The organism is Dyadobacter sp. CY345 (assembly GCF_021502725.1).
Lineage (GTDB): Bacteria > Bacteroidota > Bacteroidia > Cytophagales > Spirosomataceae > Dyadobacter.
In genome coordinates, this window is sequence record NZ_JAKFFS010000006.1 from 307467 (window position 1) to 330841 (window position 23375).

At 41.1% G+C, this 23375-nt stretch carries 23 protein-coding genes and 1 tRNA gene; 9 read left to right on the top strand and 15 right to left on the bottom strand.

What is annotated here, in order from left to right:
- Position 1 precedes the first annotated feature (1 nt).
- Positions 2-1243 (bottom strand): transcription termination factor NusA, encoded by a 1242-nt coding sequence (gene nusA / locus L0657_RS24445; protein ID WP_235153401.1) that lies wholly within the window; start codon positions 1241-1243, stop codon positions 2-4.
- Positions 1244-1326: 83 nt separating this feature from the next.
- Positions 1327-1815 (bottom strand): ribosome maturation factor RimP, encoded by a 489-nt coding sequence (gene rimP, locus L0657_RS24450; protein ID WP_235153402.1) that lies wholly within the window; start codon positions 1813-1815, stop codon positions 1327-1329.
- Between the two features lie 204 nt (positions 1816-2019).
- Here rimP and L0657_RS24455 point away from each other — a divergent pair, with 204 nt between their 5' ends.
- Positions 2020-3087 carry an endonuclease/exonuclease/phosphatase family protein gene (locus L0657_RS24455; RefSeq protein WP_235153403.1) on the top strand — a complete coding sequence of 356 codons (1068 nt, stop codon included), beginning with the start codon at positions 2020-2022 and terminating at the stop codon, positions 3085-3087.
- Positions 3088-3168: 81 nt separating this feature from the next.
- Here L0657_RS24455 and L0657_RS24460 read toward each other — a convergent pair whose 3' ends face one another.
- From L0657_RS24460 to L0657_RS24470, 3 genes are all read right to left on the bottom strand, one after another.
- Positions 3169-3528, bottom strand: a complete 360-nt coding sequence (locus L0657_RS24460) for a DUF4907 domain-containing protein (protein WP_235153404.1) — start codon at positions 3526-3528, stop codon at positions 3169-3171.
- Positions 3529-3531: 3 nt separating this feature from the next.
- Positions 3532-4566 (bottom strand): kelch repeat-containing protein, encoded by a 1035-nt coding sequence (locus L0657_RS24465; protein WP_235153405.1) that lies wholly within the window; start codon positions 4564-4566, stop codon positions 3532-3534.
- A 161-nt stretch (positions 4567-4727) separates the two neighbouring features.
- Positions 4728-5456: a LytTR family DNA-binding domain-containing protein gene (locus L0657_RS24470; protein WP_235153406.1), complete on the bottom strand. Its 729-nt coding sequence runs from the start codon at positions 5454-5456 to the stop codon at positions 4728-4730.
- A gap of 163 nt (positions 5457-5619) precedes the next feature.
- Between L0657_RS24470 and L0657_RS24475 the strand changes: the two genes are divergently transcribed.
- Positions 5620-7017, top strand: a complete 1398-nt coding sequence (locus tag L0657_RS24475) for a DUF4270 family protein (RefSeq protein WP_235153407.1) — start codon at positions 5620-5622, stop codon at positions 7015-7017.
- A gap of 100 nt (positions 7018-7117) precedes the next feature.
- Here the strand turns inward: L0657_RS24475 and L0657_RS24480 are convergent, their stop codons facing one another.
- Together L0657_RS24480 and L0657_RS24485 are read right to left on the bottom strand one after the other, a co-directional pair.
- On the bottom strand, positions 7118-8020 hold the full coding sequence (locus tag L0657_RS24480; RefSeq protein WP_235153408.1) for a bestrophin family protein: 903 nt from the start codon (positions 8018-8020) through the stop codon (positions 7118-7120).
- Between the two features lie 137 nt (positions 8021-8157).
- Complete coding sequence (locus L0657_RS24485; protein WP_235153409.1) at positions 8158-8565, bottom strand: response regulator; 408 nt, start codon at positions 8563-8565, stop codon at positions 8158-8160.
- A 114-nt stretch (positions 8566-8679) separates the two neighbouring features.
- Here L0657_RS24485 and L0657_RS24490 point away from each other — a divergent pair, with 114 nt between their 5' ends.
- A complete protein-coding gene (locus L0657_RS24490) occupies positions 8680-9069 on the top strand; it encodes a response regulator (RefSeq protein ID WP_235153410.1) in 390 nt (129 codons plus the stop codon).
- 50 nt (positions 9070-9119) lie between these two features.
- Here the strand turns inward: L0657_RS24490 and L0657_RS24495 are convergent, their stop codons facing one another.
- The 5 genes from L0657_RS24495 to L0657_RS24515 form a co-directional block, all read right to left on the bottom strand.
- Positions 9120-9494, bottom strand: coding sequence for a hypothetical protein (locus L0657_RS24495; protein ID WP_235153411.1), 375 nt, complete (start codon positions 9492-9494; stop codon positions 9120-9122).
- A gap of 24 nt (positions 9495-9518) precedes the next feature.
- Positions 9519-9935 carry a hypothetical protein gene (locus tag L0657_RS24500; RefSeq protein ID WP_235153412.1) on the bottom strand — a complete coding sequence of 139 codons (417 nt, stop codon included), beginning with the start codon at positions 9933-9935 and terminating at the stop codon, positions 9519-9521.
- Positions 9936-10126: 191 nt separating this feature from the next.
- Positions 10127-10201: transfer RNA gene (locus tag L0657_RS24505), tRNA-Val, on the bottom strand.
- Between the two features lie 21 nt (positions 10202-10222).
- Positions 10223-11539, bottom strand: coding sequence for an MFS transporter (locus L0657_RS24510; RefSeq protein ID WP_235153413.1), 1317 nt, complete (start codon positions 11537-11539; stop codon positions 10223-10225).
- A gap of 91 nt (positions 11540-11630) precedes the next feature.
- Entirely contained in the window at positions 11631-12083 is a 453-nt protein-coding gene (locus L0657_RS24515) for a hypothetical protein (RefSeq protein WP_235153414.1), read from the bottom strand.
- Between the two features lie 141 nt (positions 12084-12224).
- Between L0657_RS24515 and L0657_RS24520 the strand changes: the two genes are divergently transcribed.
- Both L0657_RS24520 and L0657_RS24525 read left to right on the top strand, forming a co-directional pair.
- Entirely contained in the window at positions 12225-13883 is a 1659-nt protein-coding gene (locus L0657_RS24520) for a T9SS type A sorting domain-containing protein (RefSeq protein ID WP_235153415.1), read from the top strand.
- On the top strand, positions 13883-15892 hold the full coding sequence (locus L0657_RS24525; RefSeq protein WP_235153416.1) for a thioredoxin domain-containing protein: 2010 nt from the start codon (positions 13883-13885) through the stop codon (positions 15890-15892). Before L0657_RS24520 ends, L0657_RS24525 begins: the two co-directional genes overlap by 1 nt.
- A 58-nt stretch (positions 15893-15950) precedes the next feature.
- On the opposite strand, the gene L0657_RS24530 is transcribed toward L0657_RS24525, so the two are convergent.
- Positions 15951-16472 carry a DinB family protein gene (locus L0657_RS24530; protein WP_235153417.1) on the bottom strand — a complete coding sequence of 174 codons (522 nt, stop codon included), beginning with the start codon at positions 16470-16472 and terminating at the stop codon, positions 15951-15953.
- A gap of 61 nt (positions 16473-16533) precedes the next feature.
- Complete coding sequence (locus L0657_RS24535; RefSeq protein ID WP_235153418.1) at positions 16534-16935, bottom strand: DUF6265 family protein; 402 nt, start codon at positions 16933-16935, stop codon at positions 16534-16536.
- 213 nt (positions 16936-17148) lie between these two features.
- Between L0657_RS24535 and L0657_RS24540 the strand changes: the two genes are divergently transcribed.
- The 4 genes from L0657_RS24540 to L0657_RS24555 all read left to right on the top strand — a co-directional run bounded on the left by L0657_RS24540 (position 17149) and on the right by L0657_RS24555 (position 21124).
- Complete coding sequence (locus tag L0657_RS24540; RefSeq protein ID WP_235153419.1) at positions 17149-17709, top strand: hypothetical protein; 561 nt, start codon at positions 17149-17151, stop codon at positions 17707-17709.
- Between the two features lie 149 nt (positions 17710-17858).
- Entirely contained in the window at positions 17859-18758 is a 900-nt protein-coding gene (locus L0657_RS24545; protein ID WP_235153420.1) for a hypothetical protein, read from the top strand.
- A gap of 22 nt (positions 18759-18780) precedes the next feature.
- Positions 18781-20349 (top strand): phosphatase PAP2 family protein, encoded by a 1569-nt coding sequence (locus tag L0657_RS24550; RefSeq protein WP_235153421.1) that lies wholly within the window; start codon positions 18781-18783, stop codon positions 20347-20349.
- Positions 20350-20479: 130 nt separating this feature from the next.
- Positions 20480-21124 carry a hypothetical protein gene (locus L0657_RS24555; protein WP_235153422.1) on the top strand — a complete coding sequence of 215 codons (645 nt, stop codon included), beginning with the start codon at positions 20480-20482 and terminating at the stop codon, positions 21122-21124.
- Positions 21125-21201: 77 nt separating this feature from the next.
- Here the strand turns inward: L0657_RS24555 and L0657_RS24560 are convergent, their stop codons facing one another.
- Positions 21202-23364 (bottom strand): molybdopterin cofactor-binding domain-containing protein, encoded by a 2163-nt coding sequence (locus tag L0657_RS24560; protein ID WP_235153423.1) that lies wholly within the window; start codon positions 23362-23364, stop codon positions 21202-21204.
- Positions 23365-23375: the final 11 nt, after the last annotated feature.

Below are 23375 nucleotides of genomic sequence, written 5' to 3' on the forward strand. Positions count from 1 at the left end.
ATTATTCAAACTCTTTGCGAAGGATATCCAGAATATCTTCAACGGTATTTTCTTCTAAATCTGTCCGTCGAACAAGTTCCTCTTTATTAAGCGCTAAAACACTTTTAGCGGTATCCAATCCTATTTTGTGCAACTCACTGATCATCCACGCGTCGATTTCATCAGAGAATTCCGAAAGATCAACATCTTCATCATTCTGCTCTTCGATATCGCGGAACACATCAATTTCCATACCAACCAGCTTTCCGGCCAGTTTAATATTCTGGCCACCTTTACCGATAGCCAAAGAAACCTGATCAGGTTTCAGGAACACTGATACGCGTTTTGCTTCGCGATCAATCTGCATTGAACTTACTTTTGCAGGGCTTAAAGCACGGCTGATAAGCAGTTCCAGATTGTCCGTGTAATTGATCACGTCAATATTTTCATTACCTAATTCACGAACGATTGAATGGATTCTTGATCCTTTCATACCTACGCAAGCCCCAACCGGGTCAATGCGGTCATCGTATGACTCAACAGCTACTTTCGCACGTTCACCTGGTTCACGAACCACTCTTCTCACCGAAATAATTCCATCATAAATTTCAGGAATTTCTACTTCAAAAAGGCGTTCAAGGAATACAGGAGATGTTCTCGATAATGTAATTCTTGGCGTTCCATTATTCATTTCCACTTTATGGATCACTGATTTAACAGATTCTCCTTTACGGAAACGGTCTTTTGAAATTTGCTCTGTACGCGGCAGCGAAAGTTCATTTCCCTCTCCATCCATGATGATCACTTCATGACGAAGGGTCTGATAAACCTCACCTGTAATCATCTCACCAACCTGATCCTTGTATTTTTCATACATGATCTCCTTTTCCATATCCTTGATTTTCTGGATCAGGGTCTGGCGGGCGGTCTGAACAAGTCTGCGACCAAACTCAACAAGCTTAACTTCCTCTGCAACTTCTTCGCCGACTTCAAAGTCATTCTGAATCTTGCGGGCTTCTGCCAATGGAATTTTGTTGTAATCCCAGATGTCCTCCGAATTGTCATCGACAATCTCGCGGGTGCGCCACATTTCGAGGTCACCACTTTCCGGGTTAATGATTACATCAAAATTATCATCAGTCCCGTATTTTTTACGAATCATTGTACGAAATACTTCTTCCAAAACGCTGATCATCGTTGGACGATCAATGTTTTTTGAGGTGGCAAACTCTGCGAATGACTCAATTAATATTCCGCTATCCATTGTTATGCTTAAGAATATTTGCTGATACTAAGTTATACATAATATATAATTTCCTGCAAATCAGATCGAAATGATAATCTGATCTATAAGTTTTTAAACGAGATTTCCACAAGTGCTTTCGAGACTTGATCCGTCGGGATCTCACGTTTCAGCGATGCTTCATCTACGGGCGTTTTCGATTTTTTCTTTGGCTCTGGCAACTGAAGTAAGATACTATCCTCTCTTGCCTCCATTAAAAGACCTGAAACTGACTCTCCTGTTTTCAAAGTTACCTTCAAATTTCTTCCCAGGTTTTTCAGGTATTGACGGAGCAGAACCAGTGGCTGGTCCAGGCCGGGAGAAGAAACTTCCAAGGTATATGGATCGGCAAAAACTTCCAGCTCTTCCAGTTGTTTTGCCAGTCTGCGGCTGATGGACGTACATTCCTGAATTGTAATTCCTTCGTCTTTATCGACGAGAATGGTTACTTTCTGACTTACCTTTGAAGCCTTTATCTGAATATCCACCAGAAAATAATTGCCTTCCTCCAAAAACGGAGTCAGCAAAACTTCCAAATGTTCTTTTATTGTCATGTAAGATGTACTACAAATAAAAAAGGGGATTAAATACCCCCTCAATCAACCGATCAAACTCGAATTATTATGCAAATGTAAAACTTTTTTATCATTTGTACAAACTCTTGGAGAAGTGTTCTTTATTCAAAGTGTTCGTCTACTTTTGTAACAGGATTGAAATCATATCGCATTGTGAAAGGATTTAAAGGTTTTTTTTGGTTTTTGTTTAAGTGTTTCGCCGCTTACTCTTTACTGGTGTATGCTTTAACGTATTGGGTCCCTACCCCGCACTGGGCTGCCGGTTTCCTGATGATGTCCCTCCCGGTGACGATAATCATCAACATAATTTTTGTTTTTATTTTTTTACTGGTCGATTCGAAGAAATGCCTCGCACCTATTTTCCTGATCGTGCTCGGGAGCGTGTTCCTCCCGAGGACTTACCAGTTTGGTAACGATTCAATAAAACCTATTGCGAAAAAATCGGCAGAAAAAACCTTCACGGTTATGAACTACAACGTTTATGGATTTTGGGTAACTCAGCGCCACGTCCGGGCTGATGATATCAAAACCGAACGTATGAAAGAGTGGATTATAAAACAGGATGCTGATATTCTTTGTATGCCCGAGTTTAATAATGAAAAACAGCTGCCAACCTACCGAACCGTCAAATACTTCAGGGAATCAGGCTACCCCTATTACAACCTGCTTGGTGAAGATATGAATGAAAAAAGCACATTCAAAAGCCTGGCCATTTTCTCTAAATTCCCCATTATCAAACACAAAGAAGAATCCTTTGAGCAACAAAATGGGCTTATGTATGTCGATGTTGTGATTCAGAAAGATACAGTAAGGGTCATTGGTGTGCATCTGTATTCCATGTCGCTCCAATTAAAAACCCTGGTAAGCCAGAAAGAATTTGACGGAGTGAAACGTGAAACCCGATCGACGTTATCATCCATGAAGAGGGGATTTTCGGCACGTACCAATGAAGTCAGGATCCTGGAAAAGTGGATAAGAGAATCGCCTTACCCTATCATCGTATGCGGCGATTTTAATGAAACTCCATACAGCTACTTTTACGGCCGGACAAGAGCTTTGCTCAAAAATGCTTTTGAAGAAAACGGTGAAGGTTTTGGATTTACATATAACCGTATTCCCTGGTTTATCCGGATTGATAATCAATTTTATGATGACAAAGCACTGGATCTCCTGGATTTCAAAACATTGAAGGATATAAAGTATTCCGACCATAATCCAAGTTTCGGAACGTATTCAGTAAACCGTGATTAGTTATAATCCGATTCTATTAACAAGAAGCGGCGATACCCTTTGAGAGTATCGCCGCTTTTTGTTAATAGAATTTCAATGATGTTAGTGATTGTATTGAATCCCAAGACTATCCAGCTCTTCTCTTGAAACAGAAGGCGGAAATATTCCTTTATTCAATTTTTTAACTACCAGTTCCCCTGTTTTAAGCGCTTCCTGCTTTGAATTAAACCCTGTATTGCCTGGCAAGCCGGGAATAATTTTCTGCTCGATCACTGGCACAGTATCCTGAAAAATCCGGTAACCCCAGGTGCTGTCAAGTTGAATTGCAGACACCTTGTAATCGCGAAGACCTTCGCTGCTTGCGTTTTTCTTGTTCCCATCACAGGAAGAAAGAAAAGCTACGGCAGTGAAGGCCCACGTGCAGATCAGAGCAGATCTGAAAATATTTGACTTTATGACCACTTCTTAGTTATCGTCGTCGTCAACTGCTGCGTCAGGATTGAAACCCCAGAAATCATCAACAGGTGTAGAACTTGCAAGTCCTGTTCCAAAATAACCAACGTTGTTGATTACGAAACCTGCTGCATATCCACGTGTACCTCCTTCGAAAGCTGTTTTTTCAACCCATGTATCAGAACCTGGGGTATATTCCCAGCAATCTGAATTCGCAGTTCCACCCACAACATATGCCTTTTCATTAATTACAAGAGCAAATCCGTTTGAACGTACTGGTGGGAAATCACCTTCGTCGTCGTCAAAGACAGTTTTCTGAGTCCAAGTTCCTTTTCCGCTGGTACCACCTGGAACGAATTGATAAAGGTCTCTTACAGTAGCCGCTGAATTGTTGATACCGAAACCAACATATCCAGTTCCGCCGATTGTAAATGAAGTTGCACTTCTTCTTTTCCCGCCAAGGAATGTAGCAACCTCAGTCCAGGTATCCGTTGTTGGATTATATTCGTAAAAGTCCTGATAAACACCAGATGCATTGTATCCAAGACCAACATATCCTTTATCTCCGATTGAGAATGCAGAAGCATACTGACGAGGAACACCTGCGAAATCAGCTACTGCTTTCCATTTGTTCGTTGCCGGATCATACTGCCAGAAATCTTTTTTGTAACCGTTATCAACGGTTGTAACTCCATCATAGCCCGTTCCAACATAAGCTTTTCCTCCTGCTACGAATGAAACAGCATCATTTCTTGCCGCCCCGGTGAACTCCGCAACCTGTGACCATATTTTGCCATCAGCGTCATATTGCCAGAAATCTTTTACTCTTGGAACGCTTTCTCTGGTATATCCTGTACCAATGTAACCTTTGTTATTAATCATAAAGCTTACTGCTCCATAACGGGGAATACCTCCGAAAGATGGTACGTCTTTCTTGTACCAGTTTCCAACTAAATCTGGATCAGAACTATCTCCGCAACCGAATTGGAATAATGCGGTCGAAGCAATTAGAAGGGTTAACGATGACTTTTTTAAGGTATTAAACATGGAAAAAATTCTGGTTTGACTAATTAATACAAATGAATACAAAAATGTTGGTATACTAAGGATAAAAAAAACAATTGCGATAAGATGACCGAATGTGTAGACGAAGAGACATCTGGACCAAATCTACTGCAAACATAACATCTTGGAATTGCTTAGAAAAATTATATATTTACTTTTTGCCTAAAAGTTTCATAATAGCCGTCACTGATAGGTACTGTGTTTTGTCCGATTTTGATGCGTTGGCTTCTGATTATGTCAATTTTATCAATTGAAACAATGTATGATTTGTGCACTCTGAAAAATAGATTCTTCGGCAATTTTTCTTCCAATCCTTTCATAGTCATTCTGGTAATGACAGGATTGGGCTGATTTACGAAGTAAATTTTCAAGTAATCTTTCAGCCCTTCAATATAACTCACATCGGATAATTTTATTTTTACCAGTGAGTAATCTGAGGTTACAAATAAATATTCAGAATTGGTAAAATACGCTTCTGAAAAATTATTTCTTCTGTCCCGAAAGCTTAATAAACTAAAAAGTTCATGCGCTTTATCGGCAGCTTTCCAAAATCGTTCTATCGAAATCGGTTTTAAAAGGTAATCTAAAACATCCAGATTAAAGGCTTCTAACGCAAAATTATCCTTATTTGTTGTGATGACAACCCGGGTGCTGTAAGATAAACTTTTTAAATAATGAAGTCCAGCCATCCCACAATTTTCAATGTCTAGAAATAGAAGGTCTACTTTTTGCGTTTTAAGAATACCGTCAGCATTTTCGGAAGATCTGAAAGTACCGATCAAATTAAAAAATGGGATACTGTTTATATGCTGACTCAAAATTTCCAGATCGTGTTCATTTTTATCAATGACAATACAATTAATATTCCTCATACGTAGTTTAAATGCAAATTGCCGATGTAATATTTAACCATACGTGTAAGCCGTCTATTTTGTTGCATCTAATTTTGGTCTACACATTTTGCCTGTTTGTCTAATTCCTTTTGTTATTCAGTTTATATCTGATAATTTTGCATTTTTACTGTTCTTGCGCTAAATGAAATTTACTCATTATTCTTTTAAAGGATTATTCTCGCCGGTTTCCAGCATACTCGCCGGATTATATTTGTGCGTTTCACTATCAGGTTGCCAATCGGGTGATGAAATCAACGCCCTGGAACAAACCAACCCTGACGATTTCCAGGTTCTGTTTTCTGATACGACTACCGTAAAACTTTCAACGGTTGCCTGGGATTCGACGATGACAGGCGGCGCAGGCCGGATGCTTATCGGAAGATATGTAGACCCATTTTTTGGGAACATGCAGTCTGCTGCTTATTTTCAACCTACGCTGGTGACTGCGTTCACCCTTCCTGAGAAGGCGGTTTATGATTCTTTGGTGTTAAAGCTTCCTTACGATACATATTACTACGGAGACACAACCAAAACGCTGAACTTTTCCGTTCACACTCTTCAGGCCGATATACTCGTTAAAAGCAGTTACTTTAATAATAACACAACGACTTTTGATAAGACGCCAATTGGCAAGAAAAGTTTTAGGCCTTCGCCAAACCAAACTAACTCACTCAGGATCAAACTTGATGATGTGTTAGGAAAAAAGGTGTTTGATCAAAGTGTAGCCAATCTTTTGACTACCAATGAACAATGGATCAATATTGTTAAAGGTCTTGTCGTAATGGCTGACGCGAAGGATAATGCCTCGGTATTAGGTTTTAAAACCAGCAGTGACAGTACCCTGGTAGAGCTTCATTACCACACAGAAGAAAAGGATGGTGTCAGCAAAGCAGTTGGTACATTTAAGGTAACAGCTGAATACAACCAGATTCTTGCCGACAGAGCGGGCACTGAGCTTGCAAAGCTGCCGGTCAACAGCAGGACTGCTTTACCTTCTGAACAATCAGGAAACAAAGTTTTTATTCAGGGTGGTGTGGGCTTAATGGCAAGAGCTGATTTCCCTACGCTGCGAGGATTGAAAGATGTAAAATACTCTGTTCCAAACCGGGCATTTCTTAGAATTACACCTTACAAAAATTCCGTTGTCAAAGGCATTTTCGGAGCACCTCCGGTCATACATGTATACTACTGTGACAAAAATAATCAGTTCATAACATCTAACGGACAGCCAATTCCGTTGTCTACGTTGGGAGGTACAACGCAGCCGGCTGCTGTTGTTGGCGAATATGTAAATGATCTTTTTACAAATACCGAATACTACGAATTTGATGTTAGTTCTCAGTTCACTTCGATACTTGCCAGTGAGTCAGCGGATGCAAACGGATTGTTGTTTATTACATCTGCCTTGGGTGCCAGCACGTTCCCTGAAACTCAAACAGAATTTTCCCAAAGCCTTACGCGACTTGTAATTGGTGATCAAAAAAATGCGGTGCAGCCGGGAGCAAAGCTTCTGCTTTATTACACAACGTTAAAACCATAGTCTGTAAGACAGTTTGATAACATAAAAAGCGAAAGCGGTCCAGGAAATTCCTGAGCCGCTTTCGCTTTTTATGTTTGGGTAAATAACTTATCAGATCGGATTACATGATATACCCATCTTTCGGTAAGATCTTATCAGGAATCAAAGGTGCATCAATGAGTTGCAAAAGATTAATTTCGATCGTTCTGGAAAGTGATGTCATCGGGATGTCATTGTGATTTCCTTCGAACGGGCTCTGCATAACGTAAGAAATACCTTCAACGTAAAAGAACAAAAACGATATCAGGAAAGTAATCGGAATGGCTATCCTTCCAAGACTTTCGATTAGGCCCATTGGCAAAATCAACGTAAAGAGAAAGATAATAAAATGCACAAAAAAGCTATACTGTGTCGGGAAAATTGTATTCTTAATCCTTTCGCACTGCCCCATCGAATCGCAAAGACGACTTAATGTGTCATCGATATTCTGGAAAAACAGTGTACTTAAATATTGCTTGTCGAAAGCATAATTCAATCGTTCCTGAATCAAGAAGAGTATAGCGTTTGGGATATTATCATGTCGTGATACATAATCGAGCTCTTGTTCGGTCAGATGCAAATGCGCATTGATCAACACAGATTCGCGCCGGAGACTGTTGCAGAGCGCATAACACCACGCAATCTGAAGATGCGTTATATTATCAACAATTGCACTTTTTTCATTCGGCTCAGCTTTAATGAATGAAAGCGACTGGCGGATCAGCGTTCTGCTATCATTGACGATTGCTCCCCACGATTTCCTCGCTTCCCACCAGCGGTCGTAGGCCGAGTTTGTCCTGAAACCTAACAAAAGTGAAAGAGCCGTACCTACTACGGAAATAATTGAAATTGGAAAAATGAGAAAGTGCCAGCCCTGATACTGGTACAAATAAAAAACAAGTGCGGCATATGCAGTAACAGCGAGAACCCCAGGCCATATTCCCTTTAAAAGGCGCCAGATAGAAAAAACTTCCTTAACGTACATTCAATAAAATTTAATAGTAATGAGTAAGGACAAATATTGTACCAAAGTAGCTTGACTAATATGCCAAAATGAAGTCTGCGAGGTGATGGGAGGAAACCTCGTGGCGAAACTGTTGTTGGGTTGCAGTATTAATCAGGTTAAAACTGTTTCAAAAAAAACCTATTGAATATTTTTTTTGCAATATCGATTAAAGCCCTGAAATTATTTGGCTTGGTTAAAAACTCATCTGCTCCTGCCTCCTTCGCTTTTATTGCCAGTTCCGGATTATCTGACGTTGAAAGCATTACCGTAGGAATTTCTGCGAGCTCCGGATCAGCCTTCATAGCCAGAATTGTTTCTATACCGTTCATTTTGGGCATATTCATATCGAGCACGACGATCGTATCTGCAAGATCATCCGTACCCTTAATGTTATCAATAAGCTCCATACCATCTTCGGACTCCACAACGTTCACGCCCGGATTAGCCTCTTCCAAAGCCTCCTTCATCAGCATTCTGTCATCCTCGTCATCATCTGCGAGATGAACCGTTTTGTTTTCGTCCATTTCGTATAAAACTCTCTACATGAAAGCATAAGTTTCCGCGAAATTACGAATAATTCGGTTAGGAATAATATTTTAACCTATTTAGACTCAGTATCAATTTGTAACATTTCGAATATGAAGCAACTGACATTTTTATTGATTGATGATGATCAGGACGACCACTTCATCTTCTCAAATGCACTTGATCTGGCATTTCCGGATTCACTTTGCAGTTATACTTTTAACTGTCCGGAGGCCATCGAACTACTGAACGGGCATTCTATGGTAATTCCCGATTTTATTTTTATGGATTGGAGTATGCCTTACATGAATGCTATCGAATGCATCAAATCCTTAAAAGAAATTAAGGATATTGCGGAAACGCCTATGTATATTCTATCCAGCTCCAAGCCAAGCTTTGAGATACAACACATCGTGGGTCTGCACATTAAAAAAGTTTTACAGAAACAAGATTCCATCCAGCAATTAGCCAATGAAATTCAGCAAGCAGTTGGAGGTTATTGATTACTCTCGGTTTGCAAAAGTAAAAGCTGGTTTTCAAAAAGATTCCTAGCCTACCGATTTAACAATTTGTGAAATCTTCTAAACCTGAATTCAAAAAAATCCAGTAACTCTTCTCTAGACAAGGCGAAAAAAGGCTGTTCCTCTACCTCGCCCCACAAAATAAAAGAAAATTCTTCTCCGGGGTTTTTCAAAAAATGAAAATAAATCGTCGTTTTATTTTCATGCGCCTCCCCTTCTTCGATCACATAAGGCTCTCTGACTATTCGATCAATATGAATACCGATTTGATGATAAGTCTCCTGTTCAAACTGCGGGTCGAATCGCTTGTAAAATTGACTTATTACAAGATCATAATCAATGCCGGTTGCAGGGAAAATATCTGACTGAAAAAAATCTAAAAGTTGTTCGCGTGTTGGTCGCTGCATGACCGTAAAATTATCAAACTGTATTTATTTCGCCAATTCTAAACTAATGTGATAAACCAGATCTTCAATACTAACCTCGGCAGTAGCTAGCTTGAGCTTATCCTTATCATAATACTCAGTCAGATATTTGTTATCATTCCCGCTATCGGTTACTATCAAATATTTCGTAGGATAGGTTTTGAAGTACTTTTTTGAGGTAATATGATCATAATTTAAAATAACATGGGGCAATTCAGCAGCTGAATCAACCTTGCCGTAAGAGATAATCACCAGATCACTTGTCGGCAAAAATATAGTGACAAACCATGCAGGATCGTAGTGAACAATTAATTTTACCAGGTCCATTTCATCAGAATCTGGTATGCGATTGGAACTGATAAATGCCACATTCTCCCATTTTGACTTAATTAACTGCCCGATGCGATCAATAAATAATTCCATGTATTCAGGTTAAATTACATAAGCTGTTTTTGTAATATACCTATTTTAAATTGTATACCGGGATTTAATTTTGACAGAATCGATTTACCGGTAGTTATGGCATCGCAAATATTTGAGCTAAGAGTAAATAAAAAAATACTAAAAACAAAAAAACTGCGATACCGGGGCATCGCAGTTTTGAAGAAATTTCGTAGGACGTAGCGGGCTCGAACCGCTGACCTCCGCCCTGTCAAGGCGGCACTCTGAACCAACTGAGCTAACATCCTGATTATCGTTTCAAATATATATCAATTAACTTTTGTCTGCAATCCGAACCTGTAAACTTTTTGCGACGGAATTCTGGAAAGGAGAATCAGGCCGATCACAAAGATAAAAAGCAAGGCAAGTATACTGTTTCGCATGCTCCCTGTAACCTGTTCAACGGCGCCATAGATGAATGTTCCAATCATGATCGCAAACTTTTCAGTAACATCGTAAAAGCTAAAAAAAGAAGCTGTATCAATGGTATTTTCAGGAATAAGTTTAGAATAAGTGGCTCTGGAAAGCGACTGAATTCCGCCCATGACCATGCCTACGGCGCAGGCAATCAAATAAAATTCACTGGCCTCGGTCGTATAATAAGCACCAGCACAGATGAAAATCCAAATGGCCACACCAATCATTAGCGCATAAATATTCCCAATTCGGGAAGAAATCCATGCAAACAAATAAGAACCGGCAATGCCCACAAGCTGGATAAGCAGCACAGTGATAATCAGGCTTTGAGAAGGAAGTTTTAGTTCGGTCGCACCAAAAATTGTAGCCACATACATAACCGTTCTTAAACCCATAGTATAAACAAAAAATGCAAGCAGAAACTTAGCAAGATAGGGCTGTTTTCTTAGCTCAGCATAAACTTTACCAAGCTCAGAAAAACCATTAAAAAGCCAGTTCATGACAGGTTTTTTGCCCTGATTATTTGATGGGAGATAATGAAAAGGAATCTGTGCAAACAATATCCACCAAACGCCGACAGTAAAAAACGAGATCCGGGCAGGCATTGCCCTATCCGAAATTCCGTAAAATGAAGGCGCCAGAACCATACTCAGATTAAACAACAACAAAATTACACTGCCCAAATAACCCATGGAAAATCCTCTTGCGCTTACTCTGTCAAAGTTTTCTTCCGTAACAATTTCAGGAAGGTAGGAATCATAAAAAACGATACTTCCGCTCCATCCTATCAAACTCAGCGCAAATATCAGAACAGAAATATTGAGCGTGTCTTTCGTAAAGAAAAAAAGCAGCATGCAACTTATCGCGCCGAGGTAACAAAAGAATTGCATAAACCTCTTTTTATGTCCAGTAAAATCCGCAATGGCTGTGCAAACCGGGATCAAAAGTGCTGTAAACAAAAAAGATGCTGAAACTGTATAAGAAAAAAGCACCGAACTCTTGACGGCTAACCCGAAGAAATTTACAATCCCGGTCCCGGCTGAAGCATTCATGGCAGCCGCTGAAAAATAAACAGGAAATATACTGGAAACGATAACCAGGGCGTGAACGGAATTGGCCCAGTCGTACATACACCAGGCATTTATTATCTTGGGGTTGTTCTTTTGCATAGAAGAAATTTTGATGCAAAATAAGAAAAGCGGCAGATTAAATCCGCCGCTTTTCTTACAATATTTATAAAGGCCAGTTTTATCAACAACTTTAGATTACAGGCTCAAAAACCATGTAGGTTTCTGTGTCAACGCCACCAACGGGCATTACTCTTTTAAGCCTCAGTTTACTATTGGTAAGTTCTGCAACCGTAAATTTTCCGGAGAATCCGCTCACTGCAATATCCAGCGTTGTTGAATCGTCAAGCAAATACCATGTTCCTCCGTTCAAAACCTGGCTCGTTTTACGTTCCAGCGCTTTGGTTACGTTGTTTGCCAAAAACTGAATGTCCATATAATCAGCAATCGCTTTGGTTTCTTCGTTAAGCTGAGAAACGGCAATTGCCTTTCCACTCAGGTCTGTAACCGAAGTCATACGCCACGGATAATTTACAAGAATTTTGCTCTTTTCCGTCGGCTTCGCAGGATCGTCACTATCTTTACTGCAAGAACCAAGCAGAAATAAAATAGCAAATACGGCAACAAGATTAATTAATCGATTCATTTTTACGTTTTTTGAGTATCAGTTTTGGCTTAACGGGCCATTCCATATCGGAATCTTAGAATAATTAAATTAACGATTCTTCGGCCTGTATTGCAAAATTAACGATTTGTTTCATCAATTCTTATCGAAGTCCATACAAATATGTCATCAAAAAATTTACACATTAAAATTATACTATTGATATTCAGCTCAGTCCAGTGTTTCGCGCAGGATTGTCAGCCAACTTATATTTATACACCAGTCACAACAAATAATAAAATTGAGTGGGAAAAGTTTCCCGAATTCTCTTTACCATTCAAGATTATTTATAATGGACCTCGTTTTGGAGACACCGAATCTGCGCCTCTGAAACATGGTTTCAGCCATCTGGCTTTGTTCAGTGGCAATGAAGGAAATACGCTTCCAGCGAAAAATAGGGCAATGCTTTGGAACAGTGTTGCAACCATCGCGGAAAACCAACCATGGGGCATGGATGCGATCAGAAGTCCGTGGGGAAATGATACAATCACCTACAAAAGACTTTGGGATCAGTACCTGACCAATATGGCCAATACTTTCAACGACTCATACGGAACCGGCGTGCCCAAAGCTGACGTAATTTGTCTGGACGTTGAAAGAATGTTGACCGAGGACCGCGACATTTTAAGATTAAAAGCAAATCCGGTCATTCCTGCTAATTACCGAAATTTGTCAGATGCAGATTTCCTGGCCACTTATAAACGGGATATTCGCTGGTGGTATACCGAAGCGATCAATCATTTAAAGAGTAAAGGACTTGATGCTTCGACAACAGTAACCAGTTACAGTGATGTTCCGGTAAGAGCCACATGGCTGAATATTGAAAGTAACAGCTGGCAGGATTGGACCACCAATCAGGCAAGAACGCATTACCTGACCCAGGATAATTCCGGAAAATTGGGCGGCACTTTTTATAACGCGATGAATGCCCTCACCCCTTCGCCTTATTATTATTACGGTTATGAAAGCCCGATCGGCAAGGATTATTTAACCTATTTGTTGTTTCAGATAGAAGTCAATAAAGCATGGAGCGACAAGCCCATAATACCTTTTGTATGGATGCGGATTCATGATAGTTTTGACCCAACGGTGCCGCTTATTCTGCCATTCCAGGCGCAGGCAACTGCGATTTTCCCATTCTTTTCGGGAGCAAAAGGGCTTTGGTTGTGGGACAATAGCTTCTACGATACCTCACGCAATGAGAATTATACCGTATATGAAAATTTCATCTACGGTCTGTATCGCCTTTCCGAATTCAAAGACATGTTTGAGGGGAATTATGAGCTTGTTATTCCAACAACGGCGCGAGATCTAATGACTTCCAAACGTCCGGTATGGCGTGGTGTAGTGAAAAACGGGAATATTTTGATCGCTGCACAAAACCCATACGCTGCCGACAATGCAGAAACAAGCGTAACACTTTCACATCAAAACTGGGTTAAAACAATAAAGCTAAAAGGCAAAGAAGTTTTTCTATGCAAATTTGACCTGAGTCAGGATAATTCAGCAACTGAGCCAACAATCACCGAAGCATTTTTATTTCCAAACCCAACAGTAACATCGGATTCAAAAATCAGGATGATCGGAATTAATGGAGTTACGGACATAGTATTTTCCTTGCTTGACAAGAATGGCACGGTCATTGTAGAGCGGACACTTCAATCATTGGTTGGGGAAACAGACCTGCCCATTGATTTGCCGACTTTGACGACCGGACTTTATTTCGCCCGTTTTAAAAGCCGGAACAAAACAATTACTCAGAAAATAATCATCACCAGATAATGAACCGTCTTAGCCAGGAAACCAGTCCATACTTATTGCAGCACGCGAATAATCCTGTGGATTGGTATCCGTGGGGCGATCTTGCACTTCAAAAAGCGAAATCAGAAAACAAGCCGATTTTGGTGAGTATTGGTTATTCAGCCTGTCACTGGTGCCACGTGATGGAACGTGAAAGTTTCGAGCACGACAATGTGGCTGAGATCATGAACGAGTATTTCGTTTGCATAAAAGTTGATCGCGAGGAGCGGCCTGACGTGGATGCTGTATATATGGATGCTCTCCAGGCCATGGGAACCCGCGGTGGATGGCCTTTGAATGTTTTTCTTTTGCCCGACTCAAAGCCGTTTTATGGCGTCACCTATCTTCCTCAGCAAAACTGGGTGCAGCTCTTGAAAAGCGTCCACAATGCTTTTACAAATCACTTTGACGAGCTTGCAAGTTCCGCTGAGGGGTTTGTCGAAAATATGGTCCGGTCAGACATTGATAAATACGGACTTGCTTCATCAGCGGATGGATACACTGTTGAAGCGCTGGACGAAATATTTGAGAAATTAAAGCAAAATTTTGATACTGTTAAAGGTGGAATGGATCGGGCCCCGAAATTCCCGATGCCTTCAATCTACAAATTTCTGCTGCGTTATTTTGATATTACACAGAATCCGGAAGCTCTTGCACAGCTAGAATTGACCTTGAACAGAATTGCTCTCGGCGGCATATATGACCACGTTGGCGGCGGATGGGCGAGATATTCTGTCGATGATGAATGGTTTATTCCGCATTTCGAAAAGATGCTTTACGACAATGCGCAGCTGCTGGGTATCTTTTCCGAAGGTTATGCGCTGACGCAAAATCCTTTATATGCTGAACGAATTCACCAGACTATTTCCTGGCTAGAAAATGAAATGCTAAGCGCGGAAGGTGGTTTTTATTCAGCACTCGATGCAGACAGCGAAGGTATTGAAGGGAAATTTTATATCTGGAAAAAGGCAGAATTGAAGGAAATTCTGGGAGATGATTTTGAGTGGTTTGCCAAATTATATAACATCAGCGCTCATGGTAATTGGGAGGATGGCTACAATCATTTACACCTGACCAACTATGTAACGCAAACTGCAAAGGCGGCTGGGATTTATGAGGAAGGTTTTGAACAAAAATACAAAAACGTGCTAGGGACACTACTTGCGGCACGTGCTTCACGCATCAGGCCGGGATTGGATGATAAAATTTTAGCTTCCTGGAACGGCCTGTTGATCAAAGGCCTGACGACTGCCTATCAGGCAACTGGCGACGAAAAAATCCGTAATCTTGCTGTACAGACTGGGATTTTCATTTCCGAAAGGATGACCGAAAACGGTAGATTATGGCATAGTTATAAAAACGGAACGGCAAGTATTACGGCATTTCTGGAAGATTATGCTGCGATCATAGAGGGGTATTTGGGATTGTATCAGATCACTTTCGACGAACAATGGCTTGAAAAGGCTACAACGCTTACTGATTATTCAATTGCCAACTTTTTTGATACATCGGAAGGTTATTTTTATTTCACAGACAGCGAGGGAGAGGCATTGATCGCCAGAAAAAAGGAGCTTTTTGATAATGTTATCCCGGCTTCGAATTCAATTATGGCACAGAATCTTTATGTGCTGGGAAAAATGCTGGATCGTACCGATTATTTAGAATTGTCAGATCAGATGCTTTCTAAAATGAGCAGATTGATTTTTACCGACGTTCAGTGGGTAACCAACTGGGCGGCACTTTATTGCCAGCGTGTGACGCTTACGGTGGAAGTTGTCATTGTGGGAGAAAATGCTGACGATATCCGGAAAGATTTTGACCGCTTTTTTATCCCAAATAAAATAATGGCAGGAACAACTACTTCCTCAGCGCTTCCATTATTAGAAAACAGAACTCCGTTAAATAACGAAACTGCGATTTATATTTGTTACGATAAAACTTGCCAGTTGCCCGTGACTTCGGTTGAGAAGGCACTTGAACAACTTGGTTGACTTGGCTAAATTTCTTAAATGAGGGCAACTGTTTTTTCCACAGCTGCCCTTTTTGGTATCAATCCAGAAGTGGAAAGTATCGTTCGCCGATAACACGCATGTGATGAATGGCGTGACCGATGATAACAAATCCAAGAGCCAAAGCCGAAATTTCACTTTTGTACGCCACTCCGCTTCTTAATATCATTTCATCACTCATATTTTTGAATAAAAGTTCTGTTGATTTTCTGACTACCGAAAACTCTTCCATGAGATTTTCAACGGTGCGTTTATTCGCAATGGTGTTAGCGGCAAGTAGTTGCTCCTCATAACCCGGCAGGACGGTATCGTCATTTCTTGAAAACCGCAGCGCACGGTAACTCATAATCCTTTCATTGTCGATCACATGCTGCAAAATATCTTTAACGGTCCATTTTTCAGGAGCGTAGACCTGTTCGTTTAACAATATTAACTTGTCAATTTCCTCGTAAACTCTTTCAGGAGCATATTTTTCAAATGCTTCAAAAATGTCAATATCTTCAACCAGGAGGATATACCTGTCAAAAAATTCAGGCATGGGGTTAATGTTCGATCGCTTCATCAGATGGGGCTTTTTACTTCAATATTAAGAAGAAAATTCAAAAAGAGTCATAAGACCTGATTTAGTGTTTTTGCAAATCGCGAGTAAATTTAAAATCTGACCTCTGGTTTTTACTTTCAATTTCTCCCTCTATATAAGCATGCAGTAAATCCCCTTTCGGGATCGCATAAACGATTCGCTTCGGAAAGTCATGCTTCGGATTTTCAAAAATATAGTCACTACCGGTAACTTTTGACAGATAGAATAAAGTCTCTTTTCCATCATTTTCCCCGTCTACCCGGACTGCAAAAACAATTTGGAAATTTTGATCCAGTGCCAGTCTTACTCTTTCCAGAACAATGGTATCAGCACCTGTAATTTTGAAACTTTTCCCTTGCAGTTCGTTGTCTGAAACTTTTTCCCATGATTCATATAAAACTCCGTTTTTCTTCTCAGTCTTCCAGATACCCAACAGGTTATCCAATTTTTGAAAGTCTTGCTTAGTAAAAGTTTTTGACTGCGCTGAGCATTCGCAACAGGTAATAACAAAGACAGTTGCTGCAAGACAGAATTGTCGAATGATTGGTATATTAATTAAAATCATAATAATTATCCTCTTATAAGTATAATTTTAGCAAAATGACCGTATCAAATTAGTAAATTATTTATTACATTTGGTTTACATTTTCCCTGAGACTTGAAAAAAATTGCTGTTATCGGCTTACTGGTGCTGTTGCTCTACAATATGTTTGGGCTCACAACTGCTATTTTATTGTTTGATAACAAGTATGAAAGTCCTTCAACTAATACTTCGGCTGGTGAATATGAATTGTTAAAAGTGTATATGCCATCCCTTCCCTATTCTTCCGACTGGGAAAATACTGAGGGACTTGACGGATTAATTAAATCTAATGGTCAGTTTTATAATGCCACGCACGTCAAACATACCAATGATACTTTGTATGTGACCGTAAAGTCGAATCAGGCAGCACGGGATCATTTCTTTGAATTGGCGGATAGAATGCAATCCCTGGCCGACCAGACCAGCGAAAACCCTGAAAACCAGAAGGGTAAGGCCATGAAAATACTGGATAACCTGTTGAAAAACTACGTTCAAAATCAAACTGCATTTGTTATTTTTCAGTCGGCAACCGCTGTACAAAAAGCTTCTGTTAATTACCCGTCAGAACAAGTAAAATACATGTTCTGGGTTAGACAGCTGCGGACACCTCCCCCGGAAAACCTAATTCTTTCCTAAATTTTCAATTCGAAAATTTTCTTTGCAAGCCTTGGACAAATGTTCTATGGCTGCTTTCCAGTATTGTAATAACCTCCTTTTATGGACTTGCAGATTATTCTGCGGTATTAATTGACCTATCTGATATGCTGAAAACTATACAATCAAAAATGCGTCTTTTGAAATTGACAATTACTTTGTCATTCTTAGCAAGTTATGCCTTTGCGCAGATGCCTAATGACGCAATTTATATGAACAAAGGCACTGCCTGCCTTGCTCTTTCCTACAATCATACCGCCTGGGACAAATATTGGGAGGGCACTACCAAGAGAGATAACCTCAATATCGGAACGCAAACGACACAAACTGCGATGGCAATGCTGGCTGTGGGTGTGACCAAAAATCTGAATGTCATTGTTGGCCTTCCGTATATCTGGACGCAAGCAAGTGCAGGTAATTTAAAATGGAACAAAGGCGTTCAGGATGTTTCCGGCTGGCTTAAATATCGTTTCTTCAACCAGGGAGGCCTTTCGCTGAACGCAGTTATTGGCGGTTCGATACCTGTCACCAATTATGTCCCGGACTTCATGCCAATGTCGATCGGACTTCAATGCAAAACAGCCACAGGACGGCTTGTTGTTCGTTATAAACACAAAACCGGCATATACGCTACGGCATTCGGAAGTTATATTTTTAGAAGCAAAATCAAGATCGACCGAGATTCTTACCTGATGGGCGAAACGCTTTACAATACCAATGAAGTAAGTGTTCCCAATGCATACGACTTGTCCGGTCGTTTGGGCTATACTAATAAATATCTCCAGACGGAGGTCTTTGCTGAATATGGTGCATGCACTGACGGCGACAATATCCGTCGCAATGCGATGCCTTTTCCAACAAATAATATGAAATCAACAGCTGTTGGTTTTTATGGCAAATTTCAACCGAAAAATCTTGGCTTCAACGTCAGGGTAGCGCGTGTCATTGACGGCGAAAATGTAGGCCAGGCTATGACCTATCAGGCAGGTATTTTATACCAGTTTGCGTATTTGAAATCGGCAAAAAAGTAAATCGTGTTATTATAGAAATCAGATGAAAAAGTATATAAAATCAATTCAAGTTTGGCCGGGAGTAATTTCATTGACAGGGAGTTTTTTTCTTGCAGTAACAATCTTTTCTTGCAGTAAATCAGTCAATGAACCTTCTGCGGCCATCAACATACCTTCAACGATTGACGCGAACGCAGGAAACTGGAAGACCATTGTTTTAGCTTCGTCAAATGAAATAGTCGTTGCTGAACCGAAATCAGAAACTTCCGCGGAATATTTGGCAGAAGTAAACAAACTTAAAGAAACCGCTGGTGCAGTAACATCCGCTCAGCGCGAGATTATTAACTACTGGGGAGCAGGCGCTTCATTTCGCTGGAACGAAATTGCACGAGAACTGGCTGCGCGTTACAACAACCCGCCTGCGCCGAATACTGAAGGCAAATATCCCGTTCCTGATGCTGCAAATCCACTCGCAGACCCGAAGTTTCCGTTCGCAAATCCACCCTATACAGCAAGAGCACTTGCTTATCTTAGCGTTGCCCAGTATGACGCTTTGGTATCGGCATGGAACTATAAATTTAAGTACAATCGCAAGGCTCCCTCCAAGACAGATGCTTCTATAAAAGCGATCCTCCCGGTTTCTGATCTTCCTACCTATCCGTCAGAAGATGCTGTCGTGGCCGCTGCATCGTTCGAAATTTTGAAAGCGATGTTTCCCGGTGAGGTTCCTTTCCTGGAAGCAAAACTGGCAGAACATAAAAACAGCCGTCTTTGGGCAGGTATGAATGTTGAAAGTGACATCACTGCCGGCGACGCACTCGGGAAAGCTGTCGGACAAAAAATAATGGCACGTGCAAAAGCTGATGGTATGGGTGCAGCAAACAATCAGGCCAAAACTCAGGAAATGATCGCAAATGCGGTAAAGTTGGGTATTGTTCAGACGTGGCAAAGTCAGGAGTTTCCTGCACGTCCGCCGATGCTTCCAACATATGGTTTCGTTCAGCCCTGGAATTTTAACTCTGCGACTGTTGTTGCCTTGCGCCCAAAAGCGCCGCCTGTAATTGATGGTCCGGAGTTCAAAGAAAACATGGACGAATTACTTTCAATCGCAAAAAAACAAACGCGCGAACAAGCTCGTATTGCCAATTACTGGGCAGATGGCGTTGGTAGTTATACCCCTCCGGGACATTGGCATCGGAAGGCTGCGACTTTGGCACATGCAAATAATTTTAGCGAAGTCCGCACAGCGAGAACTTTCGCTTTGGTTGGAACAGCCATGCAGGACGCGGGTGTAGCATGCTGGGATGCTAAATATTACTACTATTACCCAAGGCCTAATCAGATGAATCGCGCGGTGAAAACTTCTGTTGGACTTCCGAACTTTCCTTCGTATACATCAGGCCACTCAATGTTCTCTGGCGCGGCAGCAGAAGTTCTTTCGCATATTTTCCCAAAAGATAAAGAGGAACTTGAAGCAATGGCGGTTGAAGCATCGGTTTCGAGAATTTATGGTCTAATCCACTATCGTTTTGACTGCGAAGAAGGACTGGTCACGGGTCATAAAGTTGGCAATTATGCCGTTCAGCGTGCATTGACCGATGGTGCAGAATAAAACATGCTATTATTAGATATCAAAAACTGCCGGAGCCATAACAAACTCCGGCAGTTTTTTCTTTAAATCTTACCAACAAAATAGGGGCCTTTGAATTTTGGATTGTCATAGCACCAAAAACATCTGGGTCATGAAAACACAACTTACTAAAATTACATTTCTGGCAATTATGCTAACCGCTTCGAGCGCTTTCGCTCAGCGAGTTCAGACAGTATTTAAGGGCCATGGTATTAACAGGTCAGGCGGATACGCAGCCATCTCAAACAAATTCACTACGATCAACGGTGATTATGCAAACATGCCCGAAATCTATGGAGGTTGGTTTGTAAACAGCAAGTTTTTGATTGGAGCAAGTCTTGCCGCAACGACAAATTACATACCTGCACCTTACTCGTTCAATCAACCGACTGATCAGAAAATGACGTATCAATATGGACAATTTGGTCTTATGACTGAATATGTTTTTGCTTCCAATAAAGCGGTTCACCTGGTAGCCAATATGACAACAGGCGCGGGATTTACGCTTCGTTACGATAGAAGAAATGATTGGGACGATTTTGATGATTTGGACGAATGGGAAGATGACGACCAAAATGCAAACTGTTTCTTCGTGATGGAACCGGGTGTGCAATTGGAGATTAATCTTTTAAAGTGGATGAGATTTGCTCCCGGCGTTTCTTACCGAAAAACATTCGGTGCGAAAGGAGATGGATTGTCGGACTCAGATTTAAGTAACGTTTCTTATAATCTCACGTTAAAATTTGGAAGGTTTTAAACTAATTTTACCTCTAACAAAAAAAATCGTCCCAAAGCTAAATACAGACTTGGGACGATTTTTTTTTGCAATTTTTACTACGCAAGATTACTGATATCAAAAGGAAGTTTCCGCATTCTTTTTCCTGTTGCAGCAAAAATTGCATTCCCCAAAGCAGGTGCAATCGGCGGCAGCCCTGGCTCTCCTACTCCACCCGGATTTGCGCCGCTGTCCACGATATGAATGTCCATTTTTGGCGTTTCATTCAGTCGCATAATATTGTATTGATGGTAATTACTTTGATCACAAACACCGTTCGTGAATGTAATACCGTCTTTGATCGCAGCTGTTATACCCATAACGATATTCCCCTCAGTCTGGGCTTTTACGTTATCCGGATTGACATAATAACCGCAATCAATCACCGTCACAACCTTATCAATGGTCACACCCAGATCTTTTTTTGTTACCGTTATGCACGTCGCAGAAATACTGTCAAAGGATTTAAATACGGCAATTCCTTTACCTTGTCCTTCGGAAAGTTTTTCTCCCCAGGCAGATTTTTCGGCAAGCGTTTCGAGCACCTTTTTAAAGCGGTCATCCTTAATCAACTCCATACGTGCTTTCAACGGATCTTTTCCGGCAAGATGCGCCAGCTCATCAATAAAACATTCCTGCCCCCAGCCAAAATTCGAAGCATAAACCGAGCGCCACCAAACAATTGGAATATCCGTTTTTACGTTTGTCCAACTGATTTTTGATGCAACCGGAAAACTGTATTTGTTATTATTCATACTGATTTCCTCACTCAACCATGGATCAGCTTCATCAGATTTCAAACCTTTAAAAACCTGACCAACAATAGATTCACCTATGGCATGGTGATGATAACCTGTTATATTTCCATTTTCCACAAAACCCTGCATATGGCTGAGCATACCAGGACGGTACGGCCCTTGTGAAATATCGTCCTCACGTGTCCAGATGACCTTCACAGGTTTTTTCAGCTCGCGGGAAAGATGGCAGGCTTCCAAAAGAAAATCGTGATACGCCTTTCTGCCAAATGCTCCACCAAGCAAAGTCACATTGATTTTGACTTTTTCAGGAGCTACTTTCAGGTATGCACAGACATCTCTCAGTGCCCAGTCAGGCCCTTGCACTGGCGCCCAGATTTCAACCGAACCGTCATCTTTTACATGAACAATTGCATTTTCAGGCTCAATCGGCGCGTGTGCTAAAAATGGTGTTTCATAATTTGCTTCCAGTTTCTTTTCCGCAGCAGCATATTTAGCAGAAAAATCCCCTTTTTCTTCATAATTAATACCTTCCTTCTTAGCCGCTTGGTAGGTTTCAGCAAAGTACTTTTCGGTGCTGATCGTTTTTTCCAGATCGCCATTATCCCACTTCACATTCAGCGCCTTTTTCCCTTTCAGCGCTGCCCACCAGTTCGTTCCGATAACGGCTACCGCCTCCGAAGTCCTGTGTGGCATAGGTCTTTCCGTTTTTATAACTTTCAAGACACCTTTCACCTTTTTCGTTTCCGTGTCATCAATAGACACAACTTTTCCATGAAGCGAGGGCGAATGTAGAATACTGGCGTAGACCATTCCGGGTATATCAACGTCAAGGCCGTAAATTGCCTTACCCGTAACCCGCTCCGGAACATCAAGACGTTTGTTATATTTTCCAATGATTTTAAAATCTTTCGGATCTTTTAATTTCGGGTTTTTAGGCACTTCAAGTTTGGAAGCATCGTCTGCGAGTTCGCCATATCCTAGACTTTTTCCAGTAGGATTATGCACGATTGCGCCGTCTTTCGCAGAACATTCGCTTACCGGAACGTTCCAGCGTTTTGCCGCAGCTTCCGTTAACATTTCACGCGCGGCTGCCCCCGCCTTACGGATAGGTTCCCAAAGCGATCTTACGGAACTACTCCCGCCGGAAGTCTGATTTCCATATTTATCCTTTCCGTCACTCTGAGCAATTTTAACCTGGTCGAGGCTTACTTCAAGTTCTTCCGCCAGCAGCGATGGTACTGCCTGCGTAGATCCCTGGCCCATATCCGGACGAGGGTTGATGATCGTAATATTTCCGGCTGTATCAATCACGATGAACGGATTAATTTCCAGTTTTAAGATGGCCGGAATTATTTTCTTTACCGTCGCGTCTTTGGCAAAAGAGGATATGCCCAGCGCAAGTCCGAAGGATGTCAGGCCGGTCGTTTTGAGAAAGTCGCGGCGTGTTGCTTTTATATTTTCCAATTTTAATATCG